This window comes from Mesorhizobium sp. M0870 (assembly GCF_040319775.1).
In the GTDB taxonomy this organism is placed as follows: domain Bacteria; phylum Pseudomonadota; class Alphaproteobacteria; order Rhizobiales; family Rhizobiaceae; genus Mesorhizobium.
On the sequence record NZ_JAMYOI010000001.1, the window covers coordinates 146,797 to 167,446 of the forward strand.

The 20,650-nt window shown below is 62.2% G+C and carries 17 protein-coding genes and 1 tRNA gene; 12 read left to right on the top strand and 6 right to left on the bottom strand.

The features are described from left to right. The first annotated feature begins 65 nt into the window (after window positions 1–65). Genes betI through betB form a run of 5 tightly spaced genes read left to right on the top strand, consistent with a single transcriptional unit; the run spans window position 66 to window position 6,337 of the window. Entirely contained in the window at window positions 66–656 is a 591-nt protein-coding gene (gene betI, locus NKH97_RS00730; protein ID WP_023812766.1) for a choline-binding transcriptional repressor BetI, read from the top strand. Then, entirely contained in the window at window positions 653–2,182 is a 1,530-nt protein-coding gene (betC, locus tag NKH97_RS00735; RefSeq protein WP_352795224.1) for a choline-sulfatase, read from the top strand. Before betI ends, betC begins: the two co-directional genes overlap by 4 nt. After that, a complete protein-coding gene (locus NKH97_RS00740; protein WP_352795225.1) occupies window positions 2,182–3,183 on the top strand; it encodes a threonine/serine dehydratase family protein in 1,002 nt (333 codons plus the stop codon). The genes betC and NKH97_RS00740 overlap by 1 nt, the downstream gene beginning before the upstream one ends. Continuing rightward, a complete protein-coding gene (betA, locus tag NKH97_RS00745; protein ID WP_352795226.1) occupies window positions 3,176–4,828 on the top strand; it encodes a choline dehydrogenase in 1,653 nt (550 codons plus the stop codon). The genes NKH97_RS00740 and betA overlap by 8 nt, the downstream gene beginning before the upstream one ends. A gap of 45 nt (window positions 4,829–4,873) precedes the next feature. Then, a complete protein-coding gene (betB, locus tag NKH97_RS00750; protein WP_352441321.1) occupies window positions 4,874–6,337 on the top strand; it encodes a betaine-aldehyde dehydrogenase in 1,464 nt (487 codons plus the stop codon). A 23-nt stretch (window positions 6,338–6,360) separates the two neighbouring features. Here the strand turns inward: betB and NKH97_RS00755 are convergent, their stop codons facing one another. Then, window positions 6,361–8,598, bottom strand: a complete 2,238-nt coding sequence (locus NKH97_RS00755; protein ID WP_352550709.1) for a mannose-1-phosphate guanylyltransferase/mannose-6-phosphate isomerase — start codon at window positions 8,596–8,598, stop codon at window positions 6,361–6,363. An 11-nt stretch (window positions 8,599–8,609) separates the two neighbouring features. Next, window positions 8,610–10,130, bottom strand: a complete 1,521-nt coding sequence (locus tag NKH97_RS00760; RefSeq protein ID WP_352441323.1) for a phosphomannomutase/phosphoglucomutase — start codon at window positions 10,128–10,130, stop codon at window positions 8,610–8,612. A 200-nt stretch (window positions 10,131–10,330) separates the two neighbouring features. Here NKH97_RS00760 and NKH97_RS00765 point away from each other — a divergent pair. The 5 genes from NKH97_RS00765 (at window position 10,331) to NKH97_RS00785 (ending at window position 12,570) form a co-directional block, all read left to right on the top strand. After that, window positions 10,331–10,407 (top strand) — tRNA-Pro (locus tag NKH97_RS00765). A 573-nt stretch (window positions 10,408–10,980) separates the two neighbouring features. Next, on the top strand, window positions 10,981–11,238 hold the full coding sequence (locus tag NKH97_RS00770) for a hypothetical protein (RefSeq protein WP_352795227.1): 258 nt from the start codon (window positions 10,981–10,983) through the stop codon (window positions 11,236–11,238). Window positions 11,239–11,339: 101 nt separating this feature from the next. Continuing rightward, the gene (locus NKH97_RS00775; RefSeq protein ID WP_023808493.1) at window positions 11,340–11,555 is read left to right on the top strand and encodes a hypothetical protein; all 216 of its coding nucleotides are present in this window, start codon (window positions 11,340–11,342) and stop codon (window positions 11,553–11,555) included. 6 nt (window positions 11,556–11,561) lie between these two features. Next, window positions 11,562–12,002: a hypothetical protein gene (locus NKH97_RS00780; protein ID WP_023808494.1), complete on the top strand. Its 441-nt coding sequence runs from the start codon at window positions 11,562–11,564 to the stop codon at window positions 12,000–12,002. 223 nt (window positions 12,003–12,225) lie between these two features. Continuing rightward, a complete protein-coding gene (locus tag NKH97_RS00785) occupies window positions 12,226–12,570 on the top strand; it encodes a hypothetical protein (RefSeq protein WP_023808495.1) in 345 nt (114 codons plus the stop codon). 33 nt (window positions 12,571–12,603) lie between these two features. On the opposite strand, the gene NKH97_RS00790 is transcribed toward NKH97_RS00785, so the two are convergent. The 4 genes from NKH97_RS00790 to NKH97_RS00805 all read right to left on the bottom strand — a co-directional run bounded on the left by NKH97_RS00790 (window position 12,604) and on the right by NKH97_RS00805 (window position 18,037). Beyond that, entirely contained in the window at window positions 12,604–14,223 is a 1,620-nt protein-coding gene (locus tag NKH97_RS00790; protein ID WP_023808496.1) for an ABC transporter ATP-binding protein, read from the bottom strand. Window positions 14,224–14,239: 16 nt separating this feature from the next. After that, the gene (locus NKH97_RS00795) at window positions 14,240–15,364 is read right to left on the bottom strand and encodes an ABC transporter permease (protein WP_352441325.1); all 1,125 of its coding nucleotides are present in this window, start codon (window positions 15,362–15,364) and stop codon (window positions 14,240–14,242) included. After that, window positions 15,357–16,280 (bottom strand): ABC transporter permease subunit, encoded by a 924-nt coding sequence (locus tag NKH97_RS00800; RefSeq protein ID WP_027035849.1) that lies wholly within the window; start codon window positions 16,278–16,280, stop codon window positions 15,357–15,359. Before NKH97_RS00800 ends, NKH97_RS00795 begins: the two co-directional genes overlap by 8 nt. A gap of 164 nt (window positions 16,281–16,444) precedes the next feature. Next, on the bottom strand, window positions 16,445–18,037 hold the full coding sequence (locus NKH97_RS00805; protein WP_023808499.1) for a peptide ABC transporter substrate-binding protein: 1,593 nt from the start codon (window positions 18,035–18,037) through the stop codon (window positions 16,445–16,447). A gap of 368 nt (window positions 18,038–18,405) precedes the next feature. On the opposite strand from NKH97_RS00805, the gene NKH97_RS00810 reads away from it, so the two are divergent. Continuing rightward, window positions 18,406–18,861 (top strand): TadE/TadG family type IV pilus assembly protein, encoded by a 456-nt coding sequence (locus NKH97_RS00810; protein WP_164780233.1) that lies wholly within the window; start codon window positions 18,406–18,408, stop codon window positions 18,859–18,861. After that, window positions 18,862–20,643: a TadG family pilus assembly protein gene (locus tag NKH97_RS00815; RefSeq protein WP_352752537.1), complete on the top strand. Its 1,782-nt coding sequence runs from the start codon at window positions 18,862–18,864 to the stop codon at window positions 20,641–20,643. Window positions 20,644–20,650: the final 7 nt, after the last annotated feature.

Below are 20,650 nucleotides of genomic sequence, written 5' to 3' on the forward strand. Positions count from 1 at the left end.
GCTGATTTTTTTGTTGATTGACCCGTCAATAAAAAATAATCCTACTCGAAAGGGATCATTGCAAGATGCCGAAAATCGGAATGGAACCGCTGCGCCGCAAGGCGCTTATCGACGCGACGATCTCGGCGATCGGCGAGCGCGGCTCGCTCGACGTGACCATGTCCGAAATCGCCGGGCGCGCAGGGGTTTCGTCGGCCCTTGCCCATCACTATTTCGGCGCCAAGGACGAGCTGCTGCTGGCAACGATGCGCCACATCCTGGCCGAACTGACCGCCGACACGTTGCGCGCCCTTGGTTCGGCCAATACCGCGCGCGAGCGCGTCTCGGCGGTGGTCGCCGTCAACTTCTCCGACATCCAGTTCCAGCCGGAAACCATCGCCGCCTGGCTCGCCTTCTATGTCGAGGCGCAGAAATCATCGGCGTTGCGCCGACTGCTCAGGGTCTATGCGCGGCGACTGCATTCGAACCTGATGAGCGGGCTTGTCGGCATCTTGCCCAGAGCCGAAGCCGACCGCGCCGCCGAAGCGACAGCGGCGATGATCGACGGGCTCTACATCAGGCGGGCGCTGAAAGACGGCGTGCCCGATGCCGCGACCGCGATCGCGCTGGTCGAGGACTATCTCGAAACCAAACTTGGCGAGCGGCGCAAACAGTGACAATTAAGCGATCCAATTTCCTGATCGTCATGGTCGATCAGCTCAACGGAACCCTGTTTCCGGACGGGCCGGCGGAGTTTCTGCACGTACCGCACCTGAGGGCGTTGGCCGCACGTTCGGCGCGCTTTGCCAACAACTACACGGCGTCGCCGCTCTGCGCGCCGGGCCGTGCCTCGTTCATGAGCGGGCAATTGCCGTCGCGCACCGGCGTCTATGACAATGCCGCCGAATTCGCCTCATCGATCCCGACCTTCGCCCATCATCTGCGCTCTGCCGGCTACTACACCTGCCTGTCGGGCAAGATGCATTTCGTCGGGCCGGATCAGCTGCACGGTTTCGAGGAGCGGCTGACCACCGACATCTACCCGGCCGATTTCGGCTGGACGCCGGACTACCGCAAGCCCGGCGAGCGTATCGACTGGTGGTATCACAATCTGGGCTCGGTGACGGGCGCCGGCGTCGCCGAGATCACCAACCAGATGGAGTATGACGACGAGGTCGTGTTCCTGGCCACACAGAAGCTCTATCAGCTTTCGCGCGAACAGGATGATGCGAACCATCGGCCCTGGTGCCTCACCGTATCGCTGTCGCACCCGCACGATCCCTATGTCGCGCGCAAGCAGTATTGGGATCTTTACGAGCACTGCCAGGCGCTGGACCCGGAAACCGGGTTCATCGCGCATGACGAGCAGGATGCGCACTCCCGGCGGCTATACCACGCCAGCGACTATCCTTCTTTCGAGATCACGCCGGAACAGGTGCGTCGTTCGCGGCAGGGCTATTTCGCCAACATCTCCTATGTCGACGACAAGCTGGGCGAGATCCTGAACGTTCTCGAGCGCACCCGCATGGCCGACGACACAATCGTCCTGTTCTGCTCGGACCACGGCGACATGCTCGGCGAGCGCGGCCTGTGGTTCAAGATGAGCTTCTTCGAGGGCTCGGCGCGGGTGCCGCTGATGATTGCCGGCAAGGGCGTGCCAGCCGGGCTGATCGAGGCGCCGGTTTCCAATCTCGACGTGGCGCCGACGCTTTGCGACCTCGCCGGCATCGACATCGCTGCGATCGCACCATGGACGGACGGCCAGTCGCTGCTGCCGCTCACCGAGGGCATTGAGCGCACCGCGCCGGTGTTGATGGAGTATGCGGCCGAAGGGTCCAATGCGCCTTTGGTGGCGCTCCGCGACGGCAGATACAAATTCGTCCACTGCGAACTCGATCTGCCGCAACTGTTCGATCTCGAAGCCGATCCGCTCGAGCGAGACAATCTGGCCGAGGACCCGGCCAATGTGGCCTTGGTGGCGGCATTTATGGACAAGGTCCAGGCGCGTTGGGACATGGCCGGCTTCGACGCCGCCGTGCGTGAAAGCCAGGCGCGCCGCTGGGTCGTCTATCCGGCGCTGCGCAACGGCGCCTACTATCCCTGGGATTTCCAGCCGCTGCAAAAAGCGTCCGAGCGTTACATGCGCAATCACATGAACCTCGACAATCTCGAAGACAGCAAGCGGTATCCGCGAGGCGAATGATGTCAGACCTTCTCGTCCCCTCCCTCGACCACCTCAAGCAGGCCTATGCCGTCACATCCAGGGCGACGCAGATCACGCCGCTGCTGGAATCGACGGCACTGGCCCGCGAGACGGGTGCGGCCCGCGTCTTCATCAAGCCGGAATCGCTGCAATGGGCCGGCTCGTTCAAGGTGCGCGGTGCCTATTGGCGGCTGAAGCAGCTTTCAGCTGACGAAGCGAAGAAGGGCGTCGTCGCCTACTCCTCCGGCAATTTCGCGCAAGGGCTGGCGGCCGCCGGCCAAGCGCTTGCCATTCCGGTCACCATCGTCATGCCGATCGACGCACCGGCCGCCAAGCGCGACGCCACGGCAGGCTATGGCGCTCGTGTCGTGCTGACCGACCACGGCGAGCGCGCACGTGAGGAAGTCGCGGCCGCCAAGGCACGCGAGATCGCCGAGACCGAGGGGCTGGCGCTGCTGCATCCATTCGACGATCCGGAGATCGTCGCCGGCCAGGCGGGCGCCGGCCTCGAAGCGCTCGACCAACTCGAAGCCAAAGGTGCCAGCGCTGATCTTTTGTTCTGCTCGGTCGGCGGCGGCGGACTGATCGGCGGCGTTTCGCTTGCCTTCCACTATCTGTCGCCCGCCACAGAGATCATCGGCGTCGAGCCGGAAGGTTTCAATGGCATGGGCTCGTCGCTGGCACATGGCAGCATCGAGACGATGCCGATCGGGCCGAAATCGATATGCGACGGTTTGATGTCGCGACGGCCGGGCGATGCTCCGTTTGCCGCGGTGAAGACGGCAGGTGTTCGCGGCATCACCGTCGACGACCAATCGGTGCGGCGTGCCATGCGGATCGCCTTCGAGCGCATGAAGCTGGTGCTCGAACCATCGGGCGCAGCGTCGCTGGCGGCACTGCTCGGCGGCAAGGTGGATGTGGCGGGCAAAACCGTCCTGGTTGTGGCTACCGGCGGCAATGTCTCGCTCGCCGACTTTATGGCACATACGAACCATGCTTGAAGCAGATTTCGTCATCATCGGCTCCGGCTCGTCCGGCTCGGCCATGGCCTATCGCCTGTCGGAGGACGGCAAGCATTCGGTCATCGTCATCGAATTCGGCGGGACCGATATCGGGCCGCTGATCCAGATGCCGTCGGCACTGTCGATCCCGCTCAACATGAGCCTCTACGACTGGGGCTTTGCCAGCGAGCCGGAGCCGCATCTCGGCGGCCGCGTGCTGGCGACGCCGCGCGGCAAGGTCATCGGCGGCTCGTCTTCGATCAACGGCATGGTCTATGTGCGCGGCCATGCCCGCGACTTCGACCATTGGGCCGAAGAGGGTGCGGCCGGCTGGAGCTTCGCCGACGTGCTCCCCTATTTCAAGCGCATGGAGGACTCGGATGGCGGCGAGGATGGCTGGCGCGGTCACGGCGGGCCGCTGCATGTGCAGCGCGGCTCGCGTAAAAATCCGCTCTACGGCGCCTTCGTCGAGGCTGGCCGCCAGGCCGGGTTCGAGCTGACCGACGACTATAACGGCTCCAAGCAGGAAGGTTTTGGGCCGATGGAGCAGACCATCAGTGGCGGTCGCCGCTGGTCGGCGGCATCGGCCTATCTGAAACCGGCGCTGAAGCGCAAAAATGTGAGTCTGGTCAAGGGCTTTGCGCGGCGGGTGATCATCGAGAATCAACGCGCCATCGGCGTCGAGATCGAAGCTCTCAAACAGATTCAGGTCGTTAAGGCGCGACGTGAGGTGATCGTTGCCGCATCATCGATCAACTCGCCCAAGATCCTGATGCTGTCCGGCATCGGCCCGGCCGAGCATTTGCGCGAAAACGGCATTGCCGTGGTGGCCGACAGACCCGGCGTCGGCCGCAACCTGCAGGACCATATGGAGCTCTACATCCAGCAGGAATCATTGGTGCCGATCACGCTCAATTCGGTGCTGAATCCGTTCTCGAAAGCGCTCATCGGCGCGCAGTGGCTGTTCCTCAAGACCGGGCTTGGCGCCACCAACCATTTCGAAGCGGCGGCCTTCGTGCGCTCGCGCGCCGGCGTCGACTACCCCGATATCCAGTACCATTTCATCCCTGCGGCTGTCCGTTATGACGGCAAGGCGGCGGCCAAGTCGCACGGCTTCCAGGCGCATGTCGGGCCGATGCGCTCGAAGTCGCGCGGCTCTGTGACGCTGCGCTCGCCGGACCCGAAATCGAAGCCGGTGATCCACTTCAACTACATGTCGCATCCCGACGACTGGGCGGAGTTCCGCCACTGCATCCGGCTGACGCGCGAGATCTTCGGCCAGTCGGCGTTCGACCCCTATCGGGGCAAGGAAATATCGCCTGGCAGCCACGTGCAGTCGGACGACGATCTCGACATCTTCATCAGGGATCACGCAGAGAGCGCCTACCATCCTTGCGGCACCTGCAAGATGGGCCGCGCCGACGACATGATGAGTGTCGTCGATCCGGAGTGCCGGGTCATCGGCGTCGAAGGATTGCGGGTCGCCGATTCCTCGATCTTCCCGCGCGTCACCAACGGCAATCTCAATGCACCCTCGATCATGACCGGCGAAAAGGCTTCCGACCACATCCTTGGCCGCACGCCGCTGGCGCCGTCCAACCAGGAACCATGGATCAATCCGCGCTGGCAGGTCGCGGATCGATAGGGCATTGTCGAACGGACTTGGTAGCGAATACATCTGGAGAAAACCATGCGCGCCCAGCCCACGGCATCGCACTATGTCAATGGACGCTACATCGAGGACGAAGGCGGCGCGCCGCTGCCGGTCATCTATCCGGCAACCGGTGAGACCATCGCCATGCTACGTTCGGCGACGCCGAACGTGCTGGAGCTCGCCGTCGAGGCAGCGCGGGCGGCGCAGCCCGCTTGGGCGCGGCTGAAACCGGTCGAGCGCGGGCGCATCCTGCGCCGCGCCGCCGACATATTGCGCGCCCGAAATGCCGACCTCGCCCGCATCGAGACGTTGGACACCGGCAAGGCGATCCAGGAAACGCTGGTGGCGGACGCGCCTTCCGCCGCGGACTGCCTTGAATATTTCGGCGGCGCCGTCGCCGCCTACAATGGCGAGTCGGTCGATCTCGGCGGACCCTTCGCCTACACAAGGCGCGAAGCGCTCGGCGTCTGTGTCGGCATCGGCGCCTGGAACTATCCGATCCAGATCGCCGGCTGGAAATCGGCACCGGCACTCGCCATGGGCAATGCCATGGTGTTCAAGCCATCGGAAAACACGCCGCTTTCAGCACTCGCACTGGCGGAGATCTACAGCGAGGCCGGGCTGCCCGACGGCTTGTTCAACGTCGTGCAGGGCTATGGCGATGTCGGCGCCGGGCTTGTCGGCCACGATGTCGTCGCCAAGGTGTCGGTGACCGGTTCGGTGCTGACCGGCCGCAAGGTGCTGTCGCTGGCCGGCTCAAAAATGAAGCACGCGACGATGGAGCTCGGCGGCAAGTCGCCGCTGATCGTGTTCGACGATGCCGACATCGAGAACGCCATTGGCGGCGCCATGCTCGGCAATTTCTATTCGACCGGCCAGATCTGCTCCAACGGCACGCGGGTCTTCGTGCAAAACGGCATTCACGACCGCTTCGTCGAACGCCTTGTCGAGCGGACCAAAAAAATCCGCATCGGCGACCCGCTCGACCCCGAAACCCAGATGGGTCCGCTGGTCTCCAAGGCGCAGCATGACAAGGTGGTCGGCTATATCGAAATCGGCAAGCAGGACGGAGCAACGCTTGCCTGCGGCGGCAACGTGCCGTCGCTGCAGGGTTTCCAAGGCGGATTCTTTGTCGAGCCGACGGTGTTCACCGGCGTCGCCGACACAATGCGCATCGCCCGCGAAGAGATTTTCGGGCCTGTCATGAGCGTGCTGAAGTTCGACGATGAGGACGAGGTGATCGACCGCGCCAACGACACCGAATTCGGCCTTGCCGCCGGCGTCTTCACGCGCGACCTGCCGCGCGCCCACCGCGTCATCGCCGAGTTGCAGGCTGGCACCTGCTGGATCAACGCCTACAATCTGACGCCGGTGGAAATCCCGTTCGGCGGCTTCAAGCAGTCAGGCATCGGACGTGAGAATTCACTGGCGGCACTGGCACTCTATTCGCAGCTGAAGTCGGTGTATGTCGAGACTGGGGATGTAGCGAGCCCGTATTGAGAGGCCGGCCTCTCAATACGGGCTCATCCCTTCTCCACCGTCCCATCAAGATACTGCGTCAGCGCGCAGACCAGATGATAGAAGATGCTGGCAGGAACGTCCGATGCCAGCGAGCGGCCGCGCTCGTCGATGCGATCGATCCACAGGCCGAGCGGCGCCGGGTCGATGTGCCAGCGGAACAGCCGGCCGACGCGCGCTTCGATTTCCGGCTTGAGATCGGGGCCGCCAGAGCCATCCAGCGCGATCGCCGCCTTCACGGCTTCGGCCTGCGGCCAACTGCGGGATATCAGGTCGAGCGGCAGGCCTTGCCTGGAGACGGCGCCATAGGCAAGCCCGGTGGCGCGGTTGAGGCCATTGGCAGTGGCCGACGCGTAAAGTTTTCGGGCAAAGCCGCTCAACTCGGCCTGGCCGCTACGCCCGGCGAAATCTACCAGCAAAGAGGCCCATTCGAAATGGTGGCCGGGCTCGGTCCATGACCCTTTCTCGCCGGTGGAGGGTTTCCATTCGGCATCGAAATACTCGCCAAGCGTCCAGCTTTCCGGATCGAAGAAATGACTGCGGAAGAGGTCGATGATACGTGCCGCGCGCCGCAGATGGGCGCGCTCGCCGGTCGCCTGGTGCCAGGCGAGAAAGGCCTCGAGCAGGTGCATATGCGGGTTGGAGCGGCGCTCGCCTTTGCCGTCCGATGTCTCAAGAAAGCCGGTCATGCGGCTGTCTTCGAGATGCGCATCGAGAAAGGCGAAGGTTTCCTCGCCGAGGCGCAAGGCGTCGGGATTGCCTGACATATGCGCATGCGCCAGTGCCAGGAGCACGCAGGAATGATCGTAGGCATCCTCGGTGGCGTCGGCGACCGAACCGTCGACATTCAGCGTGCGAACCCAGCCGCCTTTGTCGGTGCGGCCCTTGCCGGCCATGAAGGCGATGCCGTGGCTGATCAACCGATCGGCCGGGCCGTCCCAGCCGCGCGCCCGGGCGACGGCGAAAGCATAGACCTGTCTTGCCATGGTGCGCATGCGCTTGGGCTTCATCAACGGCGAGGCGTCCAGGCCGAGCGCTTCGTGAAAGCCGCCATGGCGTTCGTCGACCCCCGATGTCGACCACAGCGGCAAGGTCTCCTGAAACAGCCAGTGATGCACGCGCCGGCGCCAGGCGCCGCTTTCGATGACGCGGTCATGCGCCGGCGTGAACCTGGTTTCCAGGCGACCCGATTTTTCGAGCTGCTCGACGATCTTCTTGACGTGTTGACTGTGGCTGACCGGGGCAACGAAGGTGGCATCCGATGTCGAAACGATGGCGATGTCCTTCATGCCGATCGCCGACAGCAGGCGGCCGTCACTGCGAATGTAGGAATTCTCGCAATCGATAGCGACGACATCGCCGATGATGACATTGCCCCGGTCGTCGGCGGGGCCGACATCGAGCAGCGACTGCCACGAGCCGAGATCGTTCCAGCGGAAGCCGGCCGGCACCATGGCGATGTCTTTTGCCCGCTCCATGATGGCGTAGTCGATCGAATTCGACGGAATGGCGGCGTAGAGTTCCAGCGGCATGTAAAGGCCGGACAGATCCGATGTCGCTGCCTTGTAGGCTGCTTCGGTGGCCTGCCAGATATCCGGCTGCAACGCTATGAAGGCGTCACGCATGGTGCGGGCGCGAAACAGGAAGATGCCGGTGTTCCAGTAGAAATTTCCGGCCTTGAGATAGCTCTGCGCAGTCGCAATATCCGGCTTTTCGACGAAGCGCGACACGTCGAAGGTGCCGCCGCTTTCGGCCGCGACCTCGATATAGCCGTAGCCGGTCTCTGGTTGCGTCGGCTTGATGCCGAACACCACCAGCCTGCCCTCGCGTGCTGCCTCGGTGCCGGCTTCTACGCTCTGCCAGAATTGGCTTGCGGTGGATATTTCGTGATCCGATGGCACCACCAGCACCAGGCTATCGCCGAATTCAGACAGTGTGCGCAGCGTCGCCAGTGCGACGGCGGCGGCTGTGTTGCGCCCGGTCGGCTCGAACAGCGGACCGCCGCCGGCGAGGTCGAGACCAGCAAGATCGGCGTGAACGCGATCAGCATGGCGCTCCGCGGCGATCAGGAAGATCGGCGTTCCGCCTTCCAGCCGGGCGGTCAGCCGACGCAAGGTCTTGGCCAGCATCGAGCCGTCGCCGGACAGATCGTGGAACTGCTTGGGGTTGTCCTCGCGCGACAGCGGCCACAGCCGCGAGCCGACGCCACCGCTCATGACAAAACTGACGATCCGCTCGGTCATTCAACTACCATTCAAAAGGTCTGGTTGTAGGCGCCCACCTCGGAGCTGCGGCGCAGCACGGCGTCGACAGCCTCGAACATCTCCCGTCGACGCTGCGACGACACCGGGCTTTCGACCACCACGACCAGTTCCGGTTTGTTCGACGAGGCGCGCACCAGCCCCCAGGTGCCGTCGTCGGCGACGACGCGCACGCCGTTGACGGTGATGAGGTCTGCGATCTTCTGCCCAGCGAAAACCCTTCCATCCCGCTTCATGGCCTGAAAATCGGCAACCACCCGTTCGACCACACCATACTTCACCTCGTCCGCGCAGTGCGGCGACATGGTCGGCGTGCCAAAGGTCAGCGGCAGCGCGCGATAAAGATCGGCCATCGAACTGCCCGGGCTGCGATCCAGCATCTGGCAGATGGCGATGGCGGTGACCAGGCCGTCGTCATATCCGCGCCCGATCGGCGGATTGAAAAAGAAATGACCCGACTTTTCGAAACCGGCGACAGCACCGAGTTCGGCGACGCGGCGCTTGATGTAGGAATGGCCGGTTTTCCAATAATCAGTGACGGCGCCATTGGCGCGCAGCATTGCGTCGGTATGGAACAGGCCGGTCGATTTGACGTCGACGACGAAGGTCGAGTTGGGATGCTGGCTGGAAATATCCCTTGCCAGCATCACACCGACCTTGTCGGCAAAAATTTCATTGCCTTCATTGTCGACGACACCGCAGCGGTCGCCATCGCCGTCGAAGCCAAGGCCCATGTCGGCGCCTGATGCCAGCACCTTGTCCCGGATGGCATGCAGCATCCGCATGTCCTCGGGATTGGGATTGTAGCGCGGAAATGTATGGTCGAGCTCGACGTCGAGCGCGATGACCTCGCAGCCGATGCGCTGCAACGCTTGCGGCGCGAAGGCGCCGGCGGTGCCATTGCCGCAGGCTGCGACCACTTTCAGTTTTCGGGCGATGCGCTTGTCGCGGGTCAGATCGTCGAGATAGGTCGCGCGAAAGTCACGGATGAAATCGTAGGAGCCGCCGCCGATAAGGTCAAAATCGCCGGACAGCACGATTGCTTTCAGCGCGCTCATCTCACCCGGGCCGAAGGTCAGCGGCCGCGCCGCACCCATCTTGACGCCGGTCCAGCCATTTTCGTTGTGCGAAGCGGTGACCATGGCGACCGAGGGCGTATCCAAAGCGAACTGAGCGAAATACGCCATCGGCGACAACGCCAGTCCGATGTCCCTCACCCGTGCGCCTGCAGCCATCAAACCGGACACCAGGGCCAGTTTGATCGACAGCGAATAGGAGCGGAAATCATGCCCGGTAATGATATCGGGACCGGCGCCGAGACGGCGGATTAGCGTACCAAGCCCCATGCCGAGCGCCTGGACGCCGATCAGATTGAGTTCCGGTCGTTGCGCGGAGCCGGGATGGCCGAACCACCAGCGCGCATCATATTCGCGAAAGCCGGATGGCTTGATCAGCGCTGTGGTTTCGAATTCGAAACTGTTGGGCCGGGCGTCGCCAACGATGCTGAAGGACAAGACTGGAAACTCCGAATGGCCGAAATTACGAATTGTCGAGGGCTGCGGCTTAGCACACAAGGCTTTAAGCCACGTTTATTCCGGAAGGGAATCCGGGCCTTTCGGGCAATGCTCGACGAAAGCCGACGAAATGCGACAGAAGTGCCGCCGTGCCGCTTGCAGGAACCAAGTGTGGCGGCTATAAGCCCGCGGTCTGGTCACGGAGTGTAGCGCAGCCTGGTAGCGCACCTCGTTCGGGACGAGGGGGTCGCAGGTTCAAATCCTGCCACTCCGACCAGAGAAACAAAGAGTTAGCGCATCCCGACTTCGGCGCTCTGCCTGCCCCTCAAGCGAGATTACTCGCGTCCCCCGCCAGTCGGATGGGCGAATTTCTATTCGCCGTGCCTCTGTGACCCGGCCGACAGCGATGCCTGTTGCACTGGACAGTAACCAGTCAACCGGCCGCCTGATGCCTTCATGCGTGCGCTCGCGGACAGTTTCGGGTAAACATCCCGACTGGTACGCGCGTCCCCCTCAGCGGAGGCCAAAAAAGCTCAAGATCGCTATCACGATGACCACAGCTCCAACGAGCCAAATGATATTGTTCATGATCTCTCTCCTGTTGCCTGGGAAGCCCGCGCCTCTGGCAGAGAACGCGGGCCGACCAGCCTTTGCCGACTGATCCGCAGCAGACACCAAATCGTGATCCCGGCTGCGGGAAATAAACCATCAGGCACGCCTAATGTTCCGCCGTTTGACGAGATCCAGCGATGACCAGTGAACGTTCGGGTCGATGCCGGACGACCGGAACCAAAGCGATCAGGGGCAGTTTATCCAATGAAGGGCTAATTAAGAAAATGGAGAAACTGCAATGAAAACAATGATCATGTGCGCGTTGGCGCTTTCCCTTGGACTGCCCGTTGTGGCTTCGGCAGCCGAAGCCGATGTGGTTGTTAGAACCCATCATCGACATCACGAAAGCGTCAAGATCATCAACGAAGACGGTCAGCGCTTGCACCACCGCCGCCATGGTACCGTAGGGTTCTATGACCATGGGCGCCGCACGCATCCTGGGTCATGCTTTGGCGGCGCCGTCGGCAAGACCATTGCGGCCCACGACCAGACTTAGGTCCGACCCCTCCCCGACCGAAGTCCAGGGTTGGAAACGTTTGCCCTTGCCCCAAATTCGAGTGGCGGGCAAAAAATGATCAATGAACTATGAGCAGCAGCATGTCGAACCGTGAGACCAAGAAATCCTATGCCCTGAGCATGCGCATGACAGAGATCAAAGCCAGGATGCCGGAAGCCCAGATTACCGAAGACGAGATGAAGACCTTCCAGAAGGTCGCAGCCATCATGGAGGGCGGCGAGGGCCCAATCGAGGTTGACGATCTGATTGCCGCGTCATTCCTCACCGAGACGACGCTGAACAGCCAGAAGCGTTAAGCGACCATGCCGACGATTTGCAGACTTTTTGATTCCCCCGTCGATGCGGCGCGGGTCGCCAGCGACTTGGTGGCAGCCGGAATTCCTCGCGTACAGATCGCGATCATCGGGCCTTACAATGACGAGGCGGGATCTCTTCGGGTTTCCGCTTTGGGATCGTTATTTGGCGCTGCCGCCGGCGGGTTGGTCTGCCTGAGTGCCGTTGCGGCCTATGGCATCAATCCTGTTGCTGCGGGCGTATTGCCAACAGCGGTGGCTGGCGCGGTCTGTGGCGGCGTTGCCGGTCTGTTTGGAACATTCGCCACGGCCGCCATAAAGGCGGATGATCAGGAGGTTGCCGAAGGGGTCGTTCTGGTGACGGCGCATGTCGATGAAAATGACGCCGACATCGCTCAGACAGTGCTCGGCGGTTGCCCCCCGTCGAGGTTCGTGGCCGAGGCAGCGTAGGAAAGGCCGCCCCGACGTCGCCGGAACCGGTACTCTCCGTTTGCCAGCGATTGAGCCCAACACTCGGCAGATAGCAATTCCAGTGACTGAGATGTTCCTGCGTCGGCCGCAAAGGCCGGGCCCAGTGGGAGGTTTCTTCGAGGCCGCATATTTTGACGAAAAGGTCTGTCGGTCTTAGGGTCGTGAACTTGATGGAGTCAGTGAACGGCGGGCCGAGTGCGACATGAATTTGAATTCAACCACAGCCTCGCCCTTGATTCTCGTGATGACGCTGGTTCTCGTCGCTGGCTGTTCATCGCTCGGCAGAACCGTCGATCCAGCGAAATACGATTCGATGACGTGCACCGACCTCAACAGGGCGATGGGAGACGTCGCCCGTGACATCTCGCAAACGGCAATCACGCGCGGCAAGGTCGCCAACACCAATGTTCCACGCTGGCTGCTCGGCGGCTCACGCGTGAAGACCGCGGTGGCCAACCGTGAAACAGCCAGGATCGACCGGCTCAAGCAGCAACAGGATGCCATTGCCGCTGTGCGAGCACGCAAGTGCCCGAGCTCCACAAATTGAGCGGACAGCCAGTGTATCGGTGCGAAGCCTGGTTCAGGCGCTCAGGCGAAATCGCGTCATGTCGATCGCGGCGGCCATCAGCGTCTGTGTGTAAGCGTGCCGCGGATCGCTGAAGATCGCCTCGGTCGGCCCCTCCTCGACGATCTTGCCCTGTTTCATGACGATGATGTAGTCGGCCATGGCGCGCACGACCGACAGATCGTGGCTGATGAAGAGATAGGACAATTCGTGGTCCGCCTGCAGCTTGCGCAACAGTTCGACGATCTGTTTCTGCACAGAGCGATCGAGCGCCGAGGTCGGCTCATCCAATACCACCAGCCTGGGCTTCAGGATCATGGCGCGAGCAATGGCGATGCGCTGCCGCTGGCCGCCGGAGAATTCGTGCGGGTAGCGATTGCGTGCGTTGGGGTCGAGGCCGACCTCGCGCAAGGCGTCGACCGCGCGTTGATCACGCTGCTTGCCCGAGAGATCAGGCTCATGCACCAGAAGTCCTTCGGTGATGACCTGGCCGACGGTCATGCGCGGCGACAGCGAGCCGAACGGGTCCTGGAAGACAAGCTGCATCTGGCGCCGCAGCGGCCGCATCGCCTGCCTGTCGGCTTGGGAAATGTCGCGATCGCCGAAACGGATAAGCCCGTCGCTCGGCAACAGCCGCAGCAAGGCGCGGCCGAGCGTCGACTTGCCCGAGCCGGATTCACCAACGATGCCGATGGTCTGGTTGCGCTGCAGCCGGATCGAGATGTGATCGACGGCACGCAGCATCAGCGGTTCACCAGCAAGAAACCCGCCGCCAATCCTGAACGTCACTTCGACATTTCTGCCTTCAAGCAGCACCGGAGCATTGGCGGGCGGCGGCGCCTTGCTGCCGGTCGGCTCGGACGCCAGCAGCATTTTCGTGTAGGCATGCTGGGGATTGACGAAGATGGCCTCCGCCTCCCCCTCCTCGACAACCTCGCCCTGGCGCATGACATAGACCCGGTCGGCAAAGCGGCGGACGATGCCAAGATCGTGGGTGATGAAGACGATCGCCATGCCGAGCTTGCGCTGCAATTCGGCCAGAAGCATCAGGATCTGCGCCTGGATGGTCACGTCGAGCGCCGTCGTCGGCTCGTCGGCGATCAATATGTCAGGGTCGTTGGCGAGCGCCATCGCGATCATCACACGCTGGCGCTGGCCACCGGACATTTCATGCGGATAGGATTTCATCCGCCGCTCGGGATCGGGAATATGCACCAGCCGCAGCAGCTTGAGCGCCTCTTCCCGCGCGTCGGGGGCATTCAGGCCCCGGTGCCGGCGGATCGGCTCGATCAACTGATTGCCAATCGAATAGAGCGGATCGAGCGAAGTCATCGGCTCCTGAAAGATCATGCTGATCTTGCGGCCACGAACCTGGTTGAGCTCGGATTTGCTAAGCGTCAGAAGATTGCGGCCGCGATAATCGACGCTGCCTGTCGCTTCCCCATTCGATGCCAGCAGGCTCATCGCCGCCATCATCGTCTGGCTTTTGCCGGACCCGGATTCGCCAACCACGGCAACGGTCTCGCCAGATTTGACATGGATGTTGATGCCCTTGACTGCTTCGACGGCGCCGTCAAGCGTGCGGAAGCGGACACGCAGATCCTTGACGCTGAGGATCGTTTCGGAAGCAGCCATCTCGGCGATCCCCATCTTAGCGATCCCTTGGGTCAAGTGCGTCGCGCAGGCCGTCGCCGACGAAATTCAGCGCGAACAGCGTCGAGACGAGGAAGAAGGCGGGGAACAGGAGCAGCCAGTTGGCGGTGCCGATGTTCTTGGCGCCGACCGAGATCAGCACGCCCCAGCTGGTCATCGGCTCCTGCACGCCGAGCCCCAGGAATGACAGGAAACTCTCCAGGATGATGACCTGCGGCACCAGCAGCGTCATGTAGATGACCACCGGGCCGAGCAGATTGGGAATGACGTGGCGCAGCAGGATACCGCGCTGGCCGACACCCATGGCTTCCGCCGCCTGGACATACTCCTGCCGGCGGATCGACAGCGCCTGGCCGCGCACGATCCGCGCCATGTCGAGCCACAGCACGGCGCCGACCGCCAGGAACATCAGCACGAAGTTGCGGCCGAAGAACACCACCAGCATGATGACGAAGAAGATGAAGGGCAAGGAATAGAGCACGTCGACGATGCGCATCATCACCTCGTCGATTTTGCCGCCGGCAAAGCCGGCCGCGGCCCCGTAGACCACGCCGATGACCACCGCCACGACACCCGCGAGCAGGCCGATGGCCAGCGATATGCGCCCGGCCATCAGCGTGCGCGACAATAGGTCCCGGCCGGTGTTGTCGGTGCCGAACAGGAAATATTGCTGCTTGATCGAGGCGCTCATCGTCGCTTCAAGACCGTCGGGCGACTTGCTCTCGATCTTGGTGCCGTCAAAGGCATCGGAACGGTCGAGATAACGGATGTTGCGATCGTCGATCGGCCTGGTCGACTTGACGGTGACGAAGACCTGGTTGCCTTCCTGCCGCCACTCCTTGATCTCGACCCGCATGCGCTTGATCGCTTCGGTAAGCGCCGTCTCGACCATGTCGGCCTTCGGATAGGCTGACAGGCTTGGCGGCATGCGCACATAGTCGGCATAGATGGTAGTGTATTGATGTGGCACGAACCACGGCCCGAATACGCTGACGACACCGATCAGGGCAAGGTAGTACAGGCTGAACATGGCGGCGCGATTGGCCTTGAGACGCGCCCAGGCATCCCCCCAGAGTGAACGGCCGATGACGGCGGGGGCGGCTGTGGCTGCGATGTCAGTCATAGCGCACCCTCGGATCGACGACCGCGTACATGACGTCGACGATCAGGTTGAAGACAATGGTAAAGATGGCGATCACCACCACCGTTCCCATCACCAGCGTGTAGTCACGATTGAGCGCGGCATCGACGAAATAGCGGCCAACGCCTGGAATGGAGAAGATCGTCTCGACAATGACCGAGCCGGTCAGCAATGCCGCCGCCGCCGGACCGGTGAAGGAGACGATCGGCAGGATGGCGCCGCGCAGCGCGTGCTTGACCACCACCGACCAATCGGACAGGCCGAGCGCGCGCGCCGTGCGGATGTGATGGGACCGCAAGGATTCGATCATCGAGCCACGCATCAGCCGGGCGACGATGGCGATCTGCGGCAGAGCGAGCGTCAACACCGGACCGACCTTGTTGATGAAAGCGCCATCGCCCCACCCACCGATCGGCAGCAGCCTCCAGGTCAGCCCGAACAGGAGTTGGATCACCGGCGCGATGACGAAGGTTGGGATGGTGCTGCCGGCCGTCGCCAGCGCGATCACCGTATAGTCGCCAAGCTTGTTCTGGTTAAGCGCCGCAATGGTGCCGAGCACACAACCGAGCAGCAGCGCCAGGACGAGCGCCGAGGCGCCGAGCTGAACCGATATAGGCAGGCCCTTGGCGAAGAGTTCGGTGACGGTGAAGTCCGGCATGTTGTAGCTCGGGCCGAAATTGCCGCGCAGCAGATTGCCGAGATAATGGACGAATTGCAGCCAGAGCGGGTCGTTGAGGCCGAACTGGGCTTCGAGATTGGCCTTGATCTCGGGGCTCAGCCCCCGCTCTTGGTTGAATGGGCCGCCCGGCGCGACGCGCATCAGGAAAAACGCCATGGTCACGATGACGAACAGCGTCGGGATGGCGGTCAGAAGCCGCCGTAATACGTATCGCAGCATCGGTGCCCCGCTTGATCCAGAGCAACGCGCGTCCAGCCGGACGGTTGCGCTCTAGCCTTCAAATCTTCGCACCGACATACCGAAAATCGATTCCGGTTTCCGGACCGATGCGATGGCCAACCAGCACCGCCGCGCATTGAGTTGCGCGGCGGCCCGGCTAAGGATCAGTCCTTACTGATGAAGCGGGACGGATGGATATCCATCACATTGTCGTCGAAGCCATGCAGCTTCGAGGAAACGATGTCGTGGAAGCTGTAGTAGAGAAGCGGAATGTTACCGACGTCATCGACAAGGATGCGCTCGGCCTCAGCGAGGTCCTTCATGCGCTCTTCCGGCTTACCGCCGGCAGCCGCCGCCTTGTCCATGGCCGCTTCATATGCCGGGCTGACATAGCTCGAATAGTTGTTACCGCTGGCCTTGCGGGTGATGCCGAGGAAGGTCTCCGGATCCTTGTAGTCGGCGATCCAGGCGGCACGCGCCACGTCGTAGTCGCCCTTCTGCTCGAGGAAGGAGTAGTGGGTCTTGGTGTCGGTGTTGACGAGCGAGACGTCGACGCCGAGCGGCTTCAACTGTTCCTGGATGGCGACGGCCGTGTTCTTGTGGTTTTCCGACGTGTTGTAGCGGATCTCCATCTTCAAGGGATGCTCGGGCGTATAGCCGAGTTTCTCGAGGGTCTTCTTGGCAGCGTCCTCGCGGTCGATCTGCGACATGTCGGCGTATTTGGCCGTTGCCGGCGAGTAGCCCGCGATGCCCGGAGGCACCATCGAATAGCCAGGCAGCATCGAGTTCTGCCAGACCTTCTCGGCGAGGAAGTCGCGGTCGATCGCCATCGAGATGGCGTTGCGCAGTTCGACATTGTCCCACGGCGCCTTGTCGGTCTTGATCGCATAATAATAGGTGCCGAGATAAGGTCCGACGCGGACCTGGTCGCCGAACTTGGTCTTGAGGTCAGCGAGCTGTTCGGTCGGCAGGTCGCCGTAGCTGTCGAGTTCGCCGGCCTCGAAGCGCTTCATCGCCGATGAGCGGTCTTCGGTCGGGATATAGTTGACGACGTCCATCTTGACGGTCGCGGCGTCCCAGAATTTCGGATTCTTGACCAGCTTCATGTGGTCGTTGGGAATCCACTCGGCCAGCGTATAGGCGCCGTTCGAAACGAGATTACCCGCCTTGATCCAGTCGGCGCCGAGCTTGTCGATCGAAGCCTTGTTGACCGGATAGGTGGCCTGATGGGTCAGCATCTCCAGGAAGTAAGGCGTCGGCGCCTTCAGCGTGACTTCGAGGGTATTTGCATCAATCGCTTTGACACCCATATCCTCCGGCTTGCCCTTCTTGGTGTTGACGTCCTCCGCACCCTTCACCGGGTACAGCATCGAGGCGTATTCGGCAGCGGTGGCCGGGTCTTCCAGCCGACGAAACGAATAGACGAAGTCGTCCGCCGTCACCGGGCTGCCATCCGACCAGAGGCCATCCTTGCGCAGCTTGAAGGTGTAGACAGTGCCGTCGTCGGACACTGTCCAGCTTTCGGCCGCGCCCGGAATGAGGTTCGTCTTCTGGTCATGCATGACCAGGCCCTGGAACAGGTCGCGTATGATATCGGCTTCGTAGACTGTCGAGGTCTTGTGCGGATCGACCGTCTCCGCTTCGGCGGCGCTGCCTCTGTTATAGACGGTCTCGGCGAAAGCCGGCGTGTAGAACGTGCCGGCGGCCAGCGCCATGGTCGTGGCGAGCACCGTCGCCTTCAGCATGTTTTTCAGCATGAAGTTCTCCCTGTCGGCGCTGCCGTTGGCGCGCCTATTAAGTGTTGACGCCCTGGAGCCGATATCTGACCCCTTTGAGCGCGCCGCTGGTTCCCGTCCTGCGGCTCGTGCCCAGACACTAACGCGGAGAATTTTTATTTCAACAGACTCTCTGGGTCACCCAAAGTAAGGCGGACGAAAGCTATGGCGTGGCCGCTGAAACACCAGCCGAAACCAGAAGCTTGACTTGGTTTCTTCACCTCGACGCCATTTTTCACCGCGAATCGGAGCCACGCCAGTTTGCCGGAATGTCTTAATGCGTTCTTAAGCAACCACAGGTTACATTACGATTGCCTTCTATACAGTTCGATCTCAGACGCGTGGCGGCTATGAGCAACGGAGCAAGTAAATTGCCCAAAGTCTTCCAATTGGTGCGAAAATTTCAAGAAGAACGTGGAACTTCAGCGGTTGAATTTGCCTTACTCTCGCCGATCTTCATTCTTCTTCTACTCGGAATGGTTGCATACGGTATATATTTCGGCGCCGCCAACTCGATCCAGCAGATCGCAGCGGATGCGGCCCGCACGGCCATTGCCGGGCTGAACCAGACCGAGCGCCAGACGCTCGTGGCCAGCTTCGTCACCAACAATGCCGGCGGATATCCCTTCGTGGATGTCAGCAAGTTGACCTACCAGGCCAACGACAGCGCGGCCGATGGAAGCCAGTTCGTGGTGGCCATCCAGTACGATGCCCGCAACCTGCCGATCTGGAACCTTTTCCCGGGCATAGCCATGCCCGGGACCACCATCAAGCGCCAGTCAACGATCAGGGTCGGGGGCATTTAAATGCTGCTGCATGCGTGCAATGGGATCGGTCGGCTTGCCCGGTTGATGCTGGGTGACAGGAAAGCGAACTTCACCGTCATGGCGGCATTGAGCGCGCCGGTGGCGCTGGCCCTGGCCGCGGTGGCCATCGACGAAGCCTCGATCTACACCGAGCGCCGCGAAGCACAGGCAATGGTGGATCTGGCGGCGATCACCGCCGCCTCGAACATGACCAAAGTCAACACAGCGGTTGTCACCACGCTGACCGACAACGGCATGCCAGGGGTTGTCGTTCAAAGCTCGGGACAGACGATCGAGCCGGCGGCCGGCAAAACCGTCGTGACGGTCACGCCCGGGAGATATGTGGCATCCGGGGCCAATGTGGGCCAGCGTTTCCAGGCCAGCATAACACCCTACAATGCCGTCCGCGTCACCCTGAAGAAGATCCCTGCCCGCTATTTCGCGAGTTCGCTGATCCCCACTCCCGTCATCGGCACCCAAGCCACCGCCAGCATGACGCCGCAGGCGACGTTCTCGGTCGGATCGAGGCTCGCCAGCCTCAATGGCGGCATCCTCAACGCGCTTCTCGGCGGACTTCTCGGCAGCAACATCTCGCTCAGCGTCATGGACTACAACGCGCTGATCTCGGCGGATGTGAGCGTGCTCTCCTTCGTCGACGGCGTTGCCACACAGCTGAACCTGACCGGCGTGTCGTATTCGGATGTGCTGGCATCGAAGGCGACCGTCGGCCAGATCGCCACGGCCATGGCCAATGTGCCCGGGCTTGGCAACACGGCCAAGGTCGCCCTGCAGACGATCGCGTCCAAGTCGACCAGCACGGTAAAGATCCCGCTCAGTCATCTGGTCGATCTCGGCTCCGTCGGCAAATTGGGCCTCGGGCAAAGGCCCGCCGGCCTCGGCGTCGATGCCAGCGCCTTGGGAATGCTGACGGCCGCTGCCGGACTGGCAAACGGTTCGAAGCAGGTCGACGTCGCCCTCGGCGCCACCATTCCCGGGGTGCTGTCGACCACGCTCGCCATCGCCATCGGCGAACCGCCGCAATCCTCGCCATGGCTGGCGGTTGGAGAAGCCGGCACCGTGGTGCGCACCGCGCAAACGCGCATCAAGCTGCTGGTCACGGTCGGCGTCGGCAATCCAAACCTGGGCGGCGGCATCAGCCTGCTGTCGGTCAAGCTGCCGCTGAATGTCGAAGTGGCCTACGCCGAGGCCAAGCTGACCGACATCAGCTGCCCGACCGGCCCCGACAGCCTGAAGGTTACCATTGCCGCGAAGCCCGGCGTCGCCGCGGTGAACCTTGCCGCCAGCGACGCCGATAACAGCCCCACCGCTTTCGCCGATTTCAGCAACCCGCAGTCGTTCTCCGACGCCAACATAGCGGATGTCAGCCTCAATCTGTTGCTGCTAAAAATCCCGCTAATACTGGTGAAGGGGTCGGCGGGTGCCGATATCACCAACGTCAGCCCGACCAACCTGGTCTTCAACAAAACCGAGATCGCCGCCAAAACCATCAAGACGACGCCGACACGGGACCTGACTCAGACGCTGACAACATCACTGGTCGACAAGTTGTCACTCTCCGTCAACGCGCTGGGTATCCTCGGGCTTGACGTAACCGCCCTGCTCGGCGCAGTGAAACCTGCGGTGACGACGCTCTTGAAAACCGTGACCGCACCAGTCGACACATTGCTTTACAATCTGCTCGATACGCTCGGCGTGCATCTCGGCGAAGCCGATGTCCGGGTCACCGGCGCGACATGCGGACGTGCGGTGCTGGTGCAGTAACGGTCCG